Annotated in this window: 14 protein-coding genes; 12 read left to right on the top strand and 2 right to left on the bottom strand. The window is 71.6% G+C overall.

Annotated features, from left to right (window positions below; all coding sequences use genetic code 11):
• Positions 1-9 precede the first annotated feature (9 nt).
• Complete coding sequence (locus ACH34T_RS32305; RefSeq protein WP_396024727.1) at positions 10-963, top strand: SpoIID/LytB domain-containing protein; 954 nt, start codon at positions 10-12, stop codon at positions 961-963.
• 229 nt (positions 964-1192) lie between these two features.
• Positions 1193-2296: an NBR1-Ig-like domain-containing protein gene (locus ACH34T_RS32300; protein ID WP_396024726.1), complete on the top strand. Its 1104-nt coding sequence runs from the start codon at positions 1193-1195 to the stop codon at positions 2294-2296.
• 178 nt (positions 2297-2474) lie between these two features.
• On the opposite strand, the gene ACH34T_RS32295 is transcribed toward ACH34T_RS32300, so the two are convergent.
• Positions 2475-3392, bottom strand: a complete 918-nt coding sequence (locus tag ACH34T_RS32295) for a LysR family transcriptional regulator (RefSeq protein ID WP_396024725.1) — start codon at positions 3390-3392, stop codon at positions 2475-2477.
• A gap of 98 nt (positions 3393-3490) precedes the next feature.
• On the opposite strand from ACH34T_RS32295, the gene ACH34T_RS32290 reads away from it, so the two are divergent.
• From ACH34T_RS32290 to ACH34T_RS32245, 10 genes are all read left to right on the top strand, one after another.
• Positions 3491-4954, top strand: a complete 1464-nt coding sequence (locus ACH34T_RS32290) for an amidase (protein ID WP_396024724.1) — start codon at positions 3491-3493, stop codon at positions 4952-4954.
• Positions 4935-5840 (top strand): inositol monophosphatase family protein, encoded by a 906-nt coding sequence (locus tag ACH34T_RS32285; RefSeq protein ID WP_396024723.1) that lies wholly within the window; start codon positions 4935-4937, stop codon positions 5838-5840. Before ACH34T_RS32290 ends, ACH34T_RS32285 begins: the two co-directional genes overlap by 20 nt.
• Positions 5841-5866: 26 nt before the next feature.
• Positions 5867-6835, top strand: a complete 969-nt coding sequence (locus ACH34T_RS32280; RefSeq protein ID WP_396024722.1) for an aldo/keto reductase — start codon at positions 5867-5869, stop codon at positions 6833-6835.
• Positions 6832-8172 carry a phenylacetate--CoA ligase PaaK gene (paaK, locus tag ACH34T_RS32275; protein ID WP_396024721.1) on the top strand — a complete coding sequence of 447 codons (1341 nt, stop codon included), beginning with the start codon at positions 6832-6834 and terminating at the stop codon, positions 8170-8172. The genes ACH34T_RS32280 and paaK overlap by 4 nt, the downstream gene beginning before the upstream one ends.
• A gap of 77 nt (positions 8173-8249) precedes the next feature.
• Positions 8250-9044 carry an ABC transporter ATP-binding protein gene (locus ACH34T_RS32270; RefSeq protein ID WP_396024720.1) on the top strand — a complete coding sequence of 265 codons (795 nt, stop codon included), beginning with the start codon at positions 8250-8252 and terminating at the stop codon, positions 9042-9044.
• Positions 9045-9049: 5 nt separating this feature from the next.
• Positions 9050-9982 (top strand): ABC transporter permease, encoded by a 933-nt coding sequence (locus ACH34T_RS32265; protein ID WP_396024719.1) that lies wholly within the window; start codon positions 9050-9052, stop codon positions 9980-9982.
• Complete coding sequence (locus tag ACH34T_RS32260; protein ID WP_396024718.1) at positions 9979-11079, top strand: ABC transporter substrate-binding protein; 1101 nt, start codon at positions 9979-9981, stop codon at positions 11077-11079. Before ACH34T_RS32265 ends, ACH34T_RS32260 begins: the two co-directional genes overlap by 4 nt.
• On the top strand, positions 11076-11714 hold the full coding sequence (locus ACH34T_RS32255) for an NADPH-dependent F420 reductase (protein ID WP_396024717.1): 639 nt from the start codon (positions 11076-11078) through the stop codon (positions 11712-11714). Before ACH34T_RS32260 ends, ACH34T_RS32255 begins: the two co-directional genes overlap by 4 nt.
• 15 nt (positions 11715-11729) lie before the next feature.
• Complete coding sequence (locus ACH34T_RS32250; protein WP_396024716.1) at positions 11730-13136, top strand: amidase family protein; 1407 nt, start codon at positions 11730-11732, stop codon at positions 13134-13136.
• 23 nt (positions 13137-13159) lie between these two features.
• A complete protein-coding gene (locus tag ACH34T_RS32245) occupies positions 13160-13987 on the top strand; it encodes an enoyl-CoA hydratase-related protein (RefSeq protein WP_396024715.1) in 828 nt (275 codons plus the stop codon).
• A gap of 22 nt (positions 13988-14009) precedes the next feature.
• Here ACH34T_RS32245 and ACH34T_RS32240 read toward each other — a convergent pair.
• Positions 14010-14897: phytoene desaturase family protein (locus tag ACH34T_RS32240; protein ID WP_396024714.1), on the bottom strand; the 888-nt coding region annotated here is incomplete at its 5' end.

The following is a 14897-nucleotide window of genomic DNA, read 5'->3' as shown; positions in this document are numbered from 1 at the left end:
AGGACGATCATGTCGACACGAACCGCGCGGCTGATGTCGCGGCTTGCCGTGACGACCGTCGCGATGGTGCTCGGCGGGGCGCTGCTCGCGCCCTCGTCGCCCGCATCGGCCGCGGCGGCGCCGGAGAGCCGCAACGGCGAGTGCGAGACGGGCGAGTTCTGCTACTACTTCAACAGCGACAACCAAGGATCGGTCTCGGACTTCGATGGCTCGGTCGCCGACTACGGCACAGAGCAGCCCTCATGCTACGACTTCAAAGGCGCAGGAAACGGCCAGGGTGTATGCGTCAAGAACAATGCTGCCTCGGTCTGGAACCGTAGCGACAAGACCGTCCAGGTCTACTTCAACAGCAACTACGGCGGTAATTCACAGGCCTTCGAGGCGGGCGCCAAGGGCAACCTGAACTCCACCCTGAAGAACCAGAACGCCTCACACCAGTTCGTGACCGGGCCGACCGGCTGCAAGACGGACGGCACTCACACCAAGCTGCCCACGACCATTCTCGTCTACCGGTCTTCCCTCAACCGGGTGGACCGGGTCCCGTTCAAGGACTACGTCAGAAACGTCCTGCCGAACGAGTGGATTACCAGCTGGCCGAACGAGTCCCTCAAGGCCGGGGCGATGGCCGTCAAGAACTACGGCTGGTACTGGGCGCTCCACTCGACGCGCAAGACGTCCGACGGCCGTTGCTTCGACGTCTACGACACCACATCGAGCCAGGTGTACAGGCCCGGCTCCGCGAAGGCCAGCACGGACGCCGCCGTCAACGCGACGTGGGGCACCCGTATGACCCGCGGCGGGAAGATCCTGCAATCCCAGTACTGCTCCACGGAGACGGCGTGCGGGGCGTGGGTCGACGGGGACTGGATGTCCCAGTACGGCTCCCGCGACAAGGCCAACGCCGGCTGGGGCTACGCCAGGATCCTCACGCATTACTACGACGGAATCGCCCTCAATTCCTGACCCCCTCGAAAACCGTCCGGCCCTGGTTCCCCGCCGTGTGACGCGCGGCGGGGGAGCACGGCGTTTCGCGACCTGACCCCCGCGGGGCCGGGCGACACGTGAACGCCAGGTGCCCAGTACGGCTACACGCCGGGAACGATCTACACAGAACCTCACCGACCTTGTAACCTACGGGGCGCGCGCGAGGCCGACGCCGTCGCGCTCACGTGCGGTAGCGAGGGAGCTGGACGTGTCGGGCGGACCCGGGGACTCACCAAAGGACCGTGACCGCGCGATCGCGGGTTTCGCCGCGCTGTTACGAGGGTTGCGCGTCTCGGCGGGCACTCCGTCGTTCCGCGAGATGGCGGGCCGCTCGCGGGCCATCTCGCACACGACCCTGCACGAGGCCGCCCAGGGGAACCGCCTGCCGAGCTGGGCGACGACGGCCGAGTTCATCAAGGCATGCGGCGCCGACCCCGCCGACTACCGCGACCGCTGGGAGGCGGCGAACCAGGTGGTCCGCGCGGTGAGCGCCGGGGTGCGGGCGCAGGCTCCGCTCAGCAGCCCTCCGCCGTCCGACCCGGGCCTGGCGAGCGCGAGCGCCGTCGACCGCCTGCCTGCGGCGACGGACCAGCCCACCGCCGCTGACAACTCGGACGACCGGCTCCGCCAGCCTGGTGGCACCCCGGCTCCGGCCGTGGCCCAGGAGGGCGGCGCTCCAGGATCCGCGGCAGAGGGCGGCGCTTCGCAGTCCGCATCGCGGGAGGGCGGCGCTCCGGCGTCCGCGGTGCGGGAAGGCGGTGCCCCACGGTCTGTGTTGCCGCGGCATCGCTCCGCCGTGATCGGGGCGTCGGTCGTGGGGACGGCCGCCGTCATCGTGGCCGGGGCCTTCCTGGTGCAGCGCTTCACCGACGATCAGCCGAGTTCGCTCGACGTACGGAACGCGACCTCGGCCGACTGCCCGGTACGGCAGCAGAACCCGCCGCCCAGCCCGCCCGCGCAGAAAGGCGACCTCGCCGATTTCGTCTCCGACATCACCCTGCCCGACTGCACGCATATCGCTCGCGGCAGCACGGTCGAGAAGGTGTGGCGGTTCCGGAACAAGGGCACCGTCCGGTGGCACGGTTACACGCTGCACCGGATCGACCTGCCGCAACGCCGCGGCCAATGCCAGACGGTCGTGGACACCCCGATCCCTGAAACGCCTCCCGGCGGCCTCGTCGACATTCGGACCTGGGTCACCGCCCCGGCCGAGCAGGGCTTCTGCTTCGTCCGGTTCAAGATGCTGGACTCGGACGGCAACGTCGCCTTCCCCGGCAGCCGCCCGCTGAACTTCCAAGTGATCGTCGACTGACCCCGCAGACGGACGCGGACCGACGCAGGCGGACGCGCCGCGCCGTCATGGCGAGCAGTCGCCGCGATTTCCATTCGCGGCGCCACCAACGTCGACCAGATCACCTCGTCGCTGCGCGCGGCGGAGCTGACCGGACGCACCGACAGCGCCCAAGCCGCCGGCGCGCCCGACGTACCGATTACGAGTCCTGAGCGGTCGTTTGCTCGTAGAAGGCGAGGGCTTCGCGGATGCGGGCGCGGAGCCACATGTGCGGGCGGTCGTTGTCGTAGCGCTGGTGCCACGCGAGGATGATCGGGACGGGCGGCAGGTCGAACGGCAGCGTCCGGGTGCGGAGGCCGAGCTTCGTCAGCGTGGGGCGGCACATGTGCTCGGGGACCGCGACCACCAGCTCGCTCTGCGCGACCAGGTACAGCGCGGCGGTGCTGGTCGGGACGGACGCGACGACGCGGCGGCGCAGGCCAACCGCGTCCAGGGATGTGTCGATCGGGTCGCTGAGCCTGCCGCGCCGCGACACGATGACGTGATCGGCGGCGGCGAACCGTTCGGCGGTGAGGTCGCCCGCGGTGCACGGGTGGTCGGGGCCGATGGCGGCGACGAGGCGGTCGTGGCCGATCGTGACGTGGTTGATCTCCGGTACGTCCGGTTCGGTGGAGCCGATCTCCAGGTCGACCTGGCCGTGCCGTAGCTCGTTGGTGTCGCTGCTGGCCTCGGCGAGGAGCCTGATCGCGACGCCGGGCGCCTGTTCGCGGACGGTGGCCAGGAGCACGGGCCCGATCGCCGTCGTGACCGCGTCGTGCCCGCGGACCGAGAACGCCCGGTCGAGGCTCGCCAGGTCGAGGTCGTGTTCGGGGCGTAGCACGCCGCGCGCCCGCTGGACGAGGTCGTGCACCTCGCCGCGGATCTCCAGCGCGTACGGCGTCGGGATCATCGTGCGGCCCGCGCGGACGAGGATCCGGTCGCCGGTGACGCGCCTGATCCGGCCGAGGGTCCTGCTCATGGCGGGTGCGGACAGGTTCAGCCGCTCCGCGGCGCCCGCGACGCTGTTCTCCTCCAGCAGCGCGTCCAATGCGGTGAGCAGGTTCAGATCCAAGTGCACGAGAGTAAATGTAGCCCTATCAAACATGCACTGGCCATAAGTATTCGTCGCTCTTAGTGTCGGTGGCAGACCGGAACACCGACGGAGGAGCCGAGGCCATGGAGATCTGGCAACTGTCCGCCACCGAGGTCGCGCGGCTGCTCCGGACCGGGGCCGTGTCGTCGGTCGAGGCCACCCGGTCCGTGCTCGGCCGGATCGCGGACGTCAACCCGGCGGCGAACGCGATCGTCGACGTCCGCGAGGACGAGGCGCTCGACGCGGCGCGGAAGGCCGACGCGCGGCTGCGGCACGGCCGCGCGACCGGCCCGCTGCACGGCGTGCCGGTGACCGTCAAGGTCAACACGAACGTCGCGGGCCTGCCCACCACCGAGGGCGTCGCCGCGTACCGGGACCACATCGCGACCGAGACCGATCCGCAGGCGTCGAGCTGGCTGGACGCCGGGGCCGTCCTCGTCGGCCGGACCAACTGCCCGCCGTTCGCCACCCGCTGGACGACGGAGAACGACCTGTACGGCACGACCGTCAACCCGTGGGATCCGGCGGTGACGCCGGGCGGGTCCAGCGGCGGCGCGGCGGTCGCGGTGGCGCTCGGGATGGGCGCGCTGGCGCACGGCAACGACATCGGCGGGTCGATCCGGTACCCGGCCACGTGCTGCGGGGTCGTCGGGATGCGGCCCACGCCGGGACGCGTCCCGGCGTGGGCGGGATCGCCGTCCCATGATCCGCCGATGGCGGTGCAGGCGTTCGTCGAGCAGGGGCCGCTCGCCCGGACGGTCGCCGACCTGCGGCTCGGGCTCCGGGCGATGGAGGCCTACGACTCCAGGGATCCGCGGGCGATCGCCCGCGCCAGCCGGATTCCCGCGTCGGCGGAGCGGACGCGGGTCGCGGTCGTCACCGACCCCGGCGGGCCGGGGCTGCGGGGCTCGACCACGGCGGAGAGCGTCGCGGCCACGCGGACCGCCGCGGAATGGCTGGCCGACGCCGGCTACCAGGTCGACGAGGTCGAGCAGCCGCTGTTCGGCGAGGCCGCCGAGCTGTGGTGGAAGCTGGCGCTCACCGAGTTCGCGCTCGGCATGACGGCGGAGGTCGAGCGCGTCGGCGACCCCGGTTTCCGCCGCTTCTTCGACCTCATGTTCACCGTGTACCGGGACGCGTTCGGCGAGGTCGACCTCGCCGGGTTCGTCGCCGGATGGGCCCGCCGCGGCATGCTCCGCCGGCAGCTGTCGGTGTTCACGGACCGGTACCCGCTCGTCCTGACGCCCGTGTCCGGCGAGCCGCCGTTCCCCATGGGCTCGGACGCGAAGTCCGTCGAGCGGACGGCGGAGCTGATGGGACGGCAGTGGCCGCTCATGTCCGTCCCGGTCCTCGGGTTCCCGGCGCTCGGCGTCCCGGCGACCCGGAGCGCGGGCGGGGCGCCGGTCGGCGTCCAGGTGATCGGACGGCCCTTCGAGGACGACGCCGTGTTCGCCGCCGCCGAGGTCATCGAGGCCAGGGCCGGATTCACGACCCCCATCGACCCGTCCCCCTCCGGAGAGAGCCACGATGTCGCTGCACTCGGATGACCGCGTGAACCCGTCCCGGACGTCCCCGGCATCGCGGGCGTCCTCGGCGTCCCGGACCTCCCTGACGACCTTGACCGGCGACAACCCCGACCTGGCCGAGGATCGCGCGCTGGTGCCGCACGTCGCCGCGGCGGTGCGGGCGGCGGGGGCCCGGATGGTGGAGCGGTTCTCGACAACGCCGCGCCTCGCAGGACGGGACGACGTCGTCGCCGGCATCTACGCGAACGACGCGGCGTCCCTCGAAGTCCTGAAGCCGGCGCTGACGGCGCTCCGCCCTGACGTCGGCTGGATCGACGACGAGCTGGAGAGCGGCGTCCTCCCGGACGGGGAATGGTGGGTGACCGACCCCGTCGAAGGCAACATCAACCACGTTCACGGCATGACCGACTGGGGCGTGACGGCGACGCTGGTCCGCGACAACGTGCCGGTGGTCGCGGCGGTGCATCTGCCGCTGGTCGACGACACGTATACGGCGGTGCTGTCCGGCGGCGCGTTCCTCAACGGGAAGCCGCTGCGCCACTCCCCCAAGGCCGGGATCGACGGCGCGCTCGTCGGGACGGGACAGGCCGCGCCCGGCGAGTCGGCGGAGACGTTCGTGCGCATCGGGGCGTCCGTCACCGCGATGCTCAACGCCGCGATGGTGATCCGGGTGTCGGTGCCCGCGACGCTCCAGCTGATCCAGATCGCCGCCGGCCGGATGGACGTGTTCTGGCAGTTCAGCCAGGTCCGCTCCGGGCTGCTGGCGGGGGCGCTGCTGGTCGCCGAGGCGGGCGGCGTCATCTCCGACACGCGTGGGCGGCCGTGGAGCCTCGACAGCGACGACTTCCTCGCCGCCACCCCGACGCTGCACGCCGCCGCCGTCCAGACCCTCTCGGCGATCACATGAAACGACAGACAGAAAGGCGTCCGACCATGCGCAAAGTCCCGCTCGGTGCGTCCGGCATCGAGATCAGCGAGTTCGTGTTCGGCGCCGGTTCCATCGGCGGGGTCGGCACGTCGGCGAGCACGCGCGGCTTCGGGCTGAACGCCGAGGAGGGCTTCGAGCGGCTCGACGAGGCGTGGGACCTCGGGATCAACATCGTCGACACGTCCGACTCCTACGGCGGCGGCGAGAGCGAGCAGGTCGTGGGCCGCTGGCTGCACGCGCGGCGGCCCGCGGACGCGATCGTGTCGACGAAGGTCGGCCTGATCAGCAACCCGGACGGCTCCCGGGCGCGCGACCTGTCCGCGAAGCACATCGAGCGGCGGCTGGCGCGGAGCATCGAGCGTCTGGGGCGGGTGGACCTGTACCTGTCGCACGTCCCGGACCCGGGGACGCCGATCGCCGAGACGCTGGAGGCGTTCTCCGCCGCGCAGGACGCCGGGTCGATCGGGGCGTACGGCGTCAGCAACGTCGACCGCGCGCTCCTGGAGGACATCCTGCGGACGGCGGACGCGAAGGGCCTGCACCGTCCCGTCACCGTCGAGAACCGGCTGAACCTGCTCGACCGCGGCGACGAGGCCGAACTGCTGCCGCTGGTGGTGGGCGAGGGGCTCGGGTACACGCCGTTCTCCCCGCTCGCGGGCGGGGTGCTGTCCGAGCGGTACCTGGACGGAGCGCCCCCGGAGTCCGGGAGCCGCATCGCCGTCGCCGGAGACCTCTACTACAAGGGGTTCTACTCGCCGGAGAACCTGGAGAAGGTCGCCGCGCTCCGCGAGATCGCGCGGGAGCTGTCGGCGACCGTGTCCGGGCTGGCGCTCGCCTGGCTCCGCGACCATCCGGCGGTCACCGCGCCGATCGTCGCGCCGCGCACGTCCGCGCACTGGGACGCCGTCCGTGAGGCCATGGACGTCCGGCTGGACGAGAAGGACCACGCCCGCATCTCGGACATCTTCCGATGACCCGGCCGACGCTCACCGAGACCGAACGGCTCGGACGGCGCGAAGGGCCCGGGGAGCTCGAACGGATCGAGACCGCGCCGGTCGACGAGATCCGCGCCGTGCAGCTCGAAAGGCTGCGCCGGACGGTCCGGCACGCCTACGAGAACGTCCCCCACTACCGGACGGCCCTGGACGCGGCCGGAATCCACCCCGACGACGTCCAAGATCTCTCCGACCTGCGCAAACTGCCGTTCACGACCAAGGACGACCTGCGCGCGAACTACCCGTACGGGATGTTCGCCGTCCCGCCGGAGCGGGTGGCGCGCGTCCACGCGTCGTCGGGCACCACCGGACGGCCCACGATCGTCGGCTACACGCGCGAGGACCTGGACACCTGGGCGGACGTCGTCGCCCGCAGCATCCGCGCCGCGGGCGGACGGCCCGGCGACCGGCTGCACAACGCCTACGGCTACGGGCTGTTCACCGGCGGCCTCGGGCTCCACGCGGGCGCGGAGCGGCTGGGCTGCGCCGTGATCCCGGTGTCGGGCGGGATGACCGAGCGGCAGGTCCTGCTGATCAGGGACCTGCGGCCGGACATCATCACCGTCACCCCGTCGTACATGCTCGCGCTGATCGACGAGCTGGAGCGGCAGGGCGTCGACCCGCGCTCGACGTCCCTGCGCGTCGGGATCTTCGGCGCGGAGCCGTGGACGGAGGAGATGCGCCGCGAGGTCGAGGGCCGCCTCGGCATCCACGCGGTCGACATCTACGGCCTTTCCGAGATCGTCGGGCCGGGCGTCGCGCAGGAGTGCGCCGAGACCAAGGACGGCCTGCACCTGTGGGAAGACCACTTCTATCCCGAGATCGTCGACCCGGCGACGGGCGAGGTCCTGCCGGACGGCCACGAGGGCGAACTGGTCCTCACGACGCTGACCAGGCAGGCGACGCCGGTGCTCCGGTACCGCACCCGCGACCTGACCCGGCTGCTGCCGGGGACGGCCCGGTCGATGCGCCGGATCGCGCGGATCTCCGGCCGCACCGACGACATGATCATCCTGCGCGGGGTGAACCTGTTCCCCACGCAGATCGAGGAACTGCTGCTCAGCACCACCGAACTGGCCCCGCATTTCCAGTGCGTGCTGACGCGCCGGGGCGCCCTCGACGGGCTGACCGTACGGGTGGAGCGGCGCGGCGCCGTGGCCGCCGGGACGGCGGCGATGGCGGCCGGAGAGCGCCTGCGGGCGCTGGTCAAGAACACGATCGGGGTCAGCGTCGACGTCGAGGTCGTCGACCCGGGCGGGATCGAGCGGTCCGCGGGGAAGATGCGGCGCGTCGTCGACGAACGCCCGCCCCGCTGAAGGCACGGGAAAGGAGGCCAGTCATGAGCGGAGCGAACCGGGGGGTGCGGGGGGTCGTCCCCCCGCAGGGAGCAGGTATGAAAGCGAAATCGAGCCGGAGCGGAACGGCGGGCGTCGCCGTCCGGTTGCGGGGAGTCGGGAAGAGATTCGACGGCGGCGTCGAGGCGATCAGGGAGCTGGACCTTTCCGTGGGCCCCGAGGAGTTCGTCTCGATCGTCGGGCCGAGCGGCTGCGGGAAATCGACTCTGCTGCGCATCATCGCCGGGTTGACGCCGTGCGCGGACGGGACGGTCGACGTCCACGGCGAGACGGTCACGGCGCCCCGGCGGGACGTCGGAATGATGTTCCAGCGGCCCGCGCTCCTCGCGTGGAAAACGTCTCTGGAGAATGTGCTGCTGCCCGTCCGGATGCACCGCAGGGTCCGGGACGACGACCTCCGCGAGGCCATGCGGCTGCTCGCCCTTTTCAATCTCGAAGGGTTCGAGCACCATTTTCCCGAGCAGCTCTCCGGCGGGATGCAGCAGCGGGTCGCGCTGGCCCGGCTGATGATGACCGGGGCCCGCGTCCGCCTTCTCGACGAGCCGTTCGGCGCGGTCGACGAGCTGACCCGGGAACTGCTGAACCTCGAACTGCTGAAGATTCACGAGCGGACGGCGTCGGCCACGCTCTTCGTCACGCACAGCATTTCCGAGGCCGTCCTGCTGTCGGACCGGATCGTCGTGATGACGCCGAGGCCGGGAACGGTCGCGGCCGACGTGACCGTCTCGCTGCCGCGGCCCCGCTCGCTCGACATGGCCCATTCCGCGCAGTTCCAGGAACTCGCCTCGACGGTGCGCGACGGGCTCCACCTCGTCCAGGCCGAAGGGGGTTGATCGCGGTGAACCGGCAGTACGGCACCGCGCGGATGTCCGGACGCGGCCGGGTGATCGCCCCGGCGGCCCTGTTCGCGGTCGTCGTCCTCGTGTGGGATCTGGCGAACACGCAGGGCTGGGTCAGCGACCTGATCCTGCCCCGTCCCTGGGACGTCGTCGTCGCGACCTACGACCTGTTCTCCGGCGGGCTCGTCTGGGAGCACCTGCTCGCCACCTTCTACGAGACCCTGGCCGGGTTCGCCGTCGCGGCGGTGCTCGGGATCGGCACGGCCCTGGCGGCCGGGTCGTCGCGGCTGGTCAGGCAGATGGTCTACCCGTACGCGGTGACGCTGCAGGTCCTGCCGATGCTGTCCATCGCGCCGATCCTGATCTCCGCGTTCGGCTTCGGCTACACCTCGAAGATCGTCATCGCCGCGATGATCGCGTTCTTCCCGGTGTTCGTGAACTCGCTCACCGGCCTGCTCGCCCCGGACCCCGACGCCGAGGAGCTGTTCCGGTCGCTCCGCGCGGGCAGGAGGCGGACGTTCCTCAGCCTGCTCCTCCCCACCGCCGCACCGATGATCTTCGCGGGGCTGCGGATCGGGCTGACGCTCGCGCTGGCGGGCGCGGTCGTCGCGGAGATCGTGTCATCGCAGAAGGGGCTCGGATTCCTCGTCCAGAGGTACAGCTCGCAACTGAACCAGGACGACGCGTTCGCCGTCGTGGTGGTCCTGACCGTGATGGGCCTGCTGCTCTACGGCGCCATCGGCCTCGCCGACCGCACCATCGTCTTCTGGCGGCACACCGGGCGGCTGGCGTCCAAGACCAGGCGCCGGGAGAGAAGCGTCCGGCGACGCCTCGGGAAATCACCGTCGCAGCCTTCGACGTCCTCGGAATTTCGGAATTCCGCGGCCTCATCGTCCTCGAACGCTTCGGCTTCGGAGGAGAGAGTCTCATGAAAAGAACGTTGTCCACGAATCATGCGCGGCTGGCCGGAGCGCTGGCCACCGCCCTGCTCGCCGCCACCGCCCTGTCCGCGTGCGGCGGCGCGGGAAAGACCTCGGACGGCGCGGACGGCACCCTGACGCTCGCCACCCCCGCGCCCAACTCGCTGTTCACCTTCAACGAGGTCATCGCGGACAAGCTCGGCTTCTTCAAAGAAGAGGGCATCACGGTGAAACTCGCCCCGGTGACCGACAACATCCCGATCGCCGGGCTGGTGGAGAACGGCAAGGCGGACGTCGGTCTCGTCGCCGCCACCGACGCGATATCCGCCGCCCTGAAATCGGACGAGCTGCGCCTCGCCTACGACGAGCGCACCGGCGGGAACGGATTCCTCATCGGCCTCGTCGTCCCCGAGAAGAGCCCCATCAAGAAGGTCGCCGACCTCAAGGGAAAGAACGTCGGCCTCGCCTCCCCCGACCAGGACCGCGCCTATCTCACCGCCGCGCTGAAAAAGGCCGGGATGAGCATCGACGACGTCAAGACGACGATGGTCGGGCCGGGGAGTCCCTCGGTGGCGCAGACGCTGGAGTCCGGACGCATCGCCGCCTACGCCGGGACGCTCACCGACTTCTTCGCCTTCGACGAGGCCGGGCTCCCGGTCAGGGACATCACCCCGGAAGGGCTCGAAGGCATTCCCGTCGGCGGCTACATCGTGCGCGCGGAGACGCTGAAGAAGAACGACGTGCTCGTGCGGTTCTTCCGCGCCCTCGCCAGGGGGACGTACGCCGGCCTGGAACGTCCGAAGGTCGCGGAGGCCGCCACGCGGCAGGTCGCGCCCGAGCAGTGGAGCGACGCCGAGCAGTCCCGGGGCCTGCTCGACGCCATGTCCAAGACCCTCGTCCCCTTCGACAAGAAGAACTTCGGCGAGATCAAGCCGGACCGCTGGAGCAACGCCCAGACCCTCCTCCGGGAAGCCGACGTGATCGACGGCTCCGTCGACCTCAAGCGATTCCTCGTCCCGGACATCCTGCAGAAGATCAACGACTTCGACCGCAAAGCGACCCTGACCACGGCCGATACTTGGCTGACCAAGAACGGGAGCACCACATGACGAACATCGCCATTCTCGGATCCGGACGCGTCGGCGGCACCCTCGCCGCCAAACTCGCGGAGGCCGGGCACGACGTCACCATCGGCAGCCGCAACGCCGCGGACGTCGCGTCCGGCTGGGCCGGGAAGCCGGTGACGGTCACCGGCACGGCCGCCGCCGTCGAAGCGGCCCAGGTCGTCGTCAACGCGACGCCCGGCGACACCTCGGTGGAACGGCTCGGCGCGCTGCGCGACGCCCTGGCCGGGAAGATCCTCGTCGACGTCGCCAACGCCTCGGTGCGCCGTCCCGACGGGATGCCGGGCGGCCTCGTCTACCCCGGCGGCAGCCTGGCGGAGCACCTCCAGGAGGCGCTGCCGGACACGAAGGTCGTCAAGACGCTCAACACGATGCTGTTCACCGTCATGGTCGACCCGCACAGCCTCAAGGTGCCCCCGACCGCGTTCCTGTCCGGCGACGACGCCGACGCGAAGGCGACGGTCGCCGGGCTGCTGGGCGACCTCGGCTGGCCCGCCGACTGGATCGAGGACCTCGGCGGCGTCGCCACCGCCCGCGGCCCGGAGACGATCATGCTGATCGTCCCGTCGATCCTGCGCAACCATGGGATGGTCCCGTTCGCCCTGAATGTCGCGCTTTAGGGCAGGGTTGCACCCATGGCTGAAGACCTGCACTGGCTGACCGCGACCGAGGCCGTCCGGCGGCTGCGCGACGGTGAGCTGAAGCTCGCCGAGTACGTCGAGGCGCTGATCGAACGGACCGGGCGGCTCGCGCGCCTGAACTCCTACATCACGCACGACCCCGAGCTCGTCCGTCAGTCGGTCAGGGACCGGCGGCCCGGGCCCCTCCACGGGTTGCCGTTCGCGCTCAAGGACATCATCGACACCGCCGACCTGCCCACGACGGCGAACACCCCGGCGCTGCGCGACTCGCGCCCGCGCCGCAACGCGCCGATCGCGCAGAAGCTGCTGGACGCCGGCGGCACGCTGATGGGCAAGCAGGCGCTGGGCGAGCTGTCCTTCGGGATGACGAACAACAATCCCGCGTATGGGACCGTCCGCAACCCCTACCGCGAGGACCACATCCCCGGCGGGAGCAGCGGCGGCACCGCCGTGGGCGTCGCCGCCGGGCTGGTCCCCGCCGCGCTCGGCGCCGACACCGGCGGGTCCTGCCGGATCCCGGCCGCGCTGTGCGGGTGTGTCGGGTTCCGTCCGACGCATGGACGCTACGACGGGCGCGGCGTGGTGCCGATCTCGTCCACCCGCGACACGACCGGGCCGCTCGCCCGCACCGTGGCGGACGTCCGGCTGATCGACGCCATCTGCGCGCCGTCCGCGTCCGGCACGGACGCCGGTCCGGCCGACCTGGACGGGCTGCGGCTCGGGGTGCCGCGCGGGTTCTTCTACGACGATCTCGACCCGGACGTCGCGGCGGCGACCGAGAGCGCGCTGTCCGGGCTCGCCGCGCGCGGCGCCGTCCTGGTCGAGCGGGACATCCCGGACCTGGTGCGGCTCAACGAGCTGTCCAGCTTCCCCGTCGTGCTGTACGAGGTGGGCCGGGAGCTCTCGGCCTACCTCTACCAGCACTCCTCGCCCCTCACGCTGCGCGACCTGGTCGCCCAGATCGCGACCGACGAGATCCGGGAGACGCTCGAATCCCTCCTGGACGAGGACCAGATTCCGGGCGCCGACTACCGGGCGGCCCTCGCCGTCCATCGCCCGGCGCTCCGCGCCGCCTTCGCGGCCTACTTCGCCGGGAACGACGTCAGCGCCTTCGTCATCCCGACGACGCCGCTGCCCGCGCGCCCGCACAAGCCCGCCGGGGAGGACCGCACGGTCGAGCTGAACGGCGCCACCGTCGGCACCTTCCCCACCTACATCCGCAACACGGACGCGTCGAGCGGCGCGGGTCTGCCCTGCCTGTCGATCCCCTCCGGGACGTCCCGCGACGGCCTCCCGATGGGCCTCGAACTCGTCGGGCCGGACTCGTCCGACGACCGGCTCCTGGCCATCGGCGAGGCGGTCGAGGCCACGCTGCCGCCCCTGCCGCGCCCGCCCCTGTGACCCACCGGGAGTTGAACCGCACCATGACCGCGAACAAGACGGCGCAACCGAACAAGACAGCGCAACCGGCCGAGAACGAGACGGTGCACTACGAGCGGCGGGGCAGGCTGGCGCTGATCGGGCTGAACCGGCCGGGGACGTCCAACGCCATCGATCCCCCGACCCTCCAGGCGCTCGGCGCGGCCTACCACCGCGCCGACAACGACGCCGAGGTCGTCGTGGTCGTCCTGCACGCGGAAGGACCCGACTTCTCGGTCGGGCTCGACCCGAAGAGTTTCCTCCCGACCCTCAAGGCCCGCGAGTACAGCGCGGAAGGACCCAGCCGGATCAACCCCTTCGGGACGACCACGCGCCTGTCGAAACCGCTGGTCGTCGCCGTCCAGGGAACCGTCGGGGCGATGGCGCACGAGCTGATGCTCGCCGCGGACGTCCGCGTCGCCGCCGCCGGGGCCCGGTTCGGCCAGGGCGAGGTCAGCAGGGGCACCACCCCGGCGGGCGGCGGGGCGCTCCGGATGGCGGCGGAGGCGGGCTGGGGCAACGCGATGCGCTGGCTCCTCACCGGCGAGAGCTGGGGCACCGAGGAGGCGGTCCGGCTGGGGCTCGTCCAGGAGGTCGTCCCGTTCGGGGAGCAGCTGCCGCGCGCCATCGAGATCGCCGAGAAGATCGCCGCCAACCCACCGCTGGCGCTCCGCGAGACCCTCGAACTGGGCCGCCGCGCCCGGGAGGCCACCGCGCACCAGGTCTTCGCCGACCTGATCCCCACGCTCTACCGCCTCCTGAACACGGCCGACTTCGCCGAACGCCTGACCGCTCTCAAGGAAGGCCGCGACCCCGTCTACACAGGCCGCTAGCCGGGCCGCCCCCGTAGGCGAGCTAGCGGAGGTTGCGCAGGGCGGAGCGGGCGGCGTTGTAGCCGCACATTCCGTGCGCTCCGGCTCCGGGTGGGGTGGCGGCCGAGCACAGGTAGACGCCGGGGGCGCCCGTCGCGTAGGGGTCGAGGGCCATGCGGGGACGGAACACCAGCTGGGACGGGTTGTTCGCGCCGGTGAGGATGTCCCCGCCGACGTAGTTCGCGTTGTGCGCCGCCATGTCGGCGGCGGAGCGCACGCGGGTCGCCTGGACGCGCTCGCGGAACCCGGGCGCGAACCGTTCGATCTGCGCCACGATCGCCGCGGTGGCGTCGCCGGTGTATCCGGCCGGGACGTGCGCGTAGGCGTAGAGGGGGTGGACGTCCCGCACGGATCTCGTCTTGTCCGCCACGTACTGCTGCCCGACCAGCACGAACGGGCGCTCGGGGAGCCGTCCGCCGGTCACCTGCTTCTCGGCGGCGGCCATCTCCGCGAAGTCGCCGCCGAGGTGGACGGTCCCGGCCCGCCGGGACGGCTCGTGCGTCCAGGGCACGCCCCCGGCCACCGCGAAATCGACCTTGAACGCCGCCGGACCGTGCCGGTACCGGCGGTAGGCGGCGCGGACGCGGCGCGGCATCCGGTGCCCCGCGATCCGCAGCGCGGCGGCGGGCGAGGTGTCGAGCATGACGATGTCGGCGTCGAGTTCGTCGATCGAGCGGACCGTGCGTCCGGTCTCGACGGTGACGCCGTGCTCGCGGGCGCGGACGAGGATCGCGTCGCGGATCGCCGCCGACCCTCCTTCGGCGACCGGCCATCCGTAGGCGTGGGCCGCGGTCGTGAGCGCGACACCGATGGCGGACGACAGCACCGCGCTGAACGGGCTCAGCGCGTGCGCGGCCGCACCGCCGAAGAG

It is taken from the genome of Actinomadura sp. 9N215 (genome assembly GCF_044326345.1).
In the GTDB taxonomy this organism is placed as follows: Bacteria; Actinomycetota; Actinomycetes; order Streptosporangiales; family Streptosporangiaceae; genus Spirillospora.
Note: the sequence above shows the minus strand (reverse complement) of the source record. Positions and strands in the feature narration are given on the sequence as shown.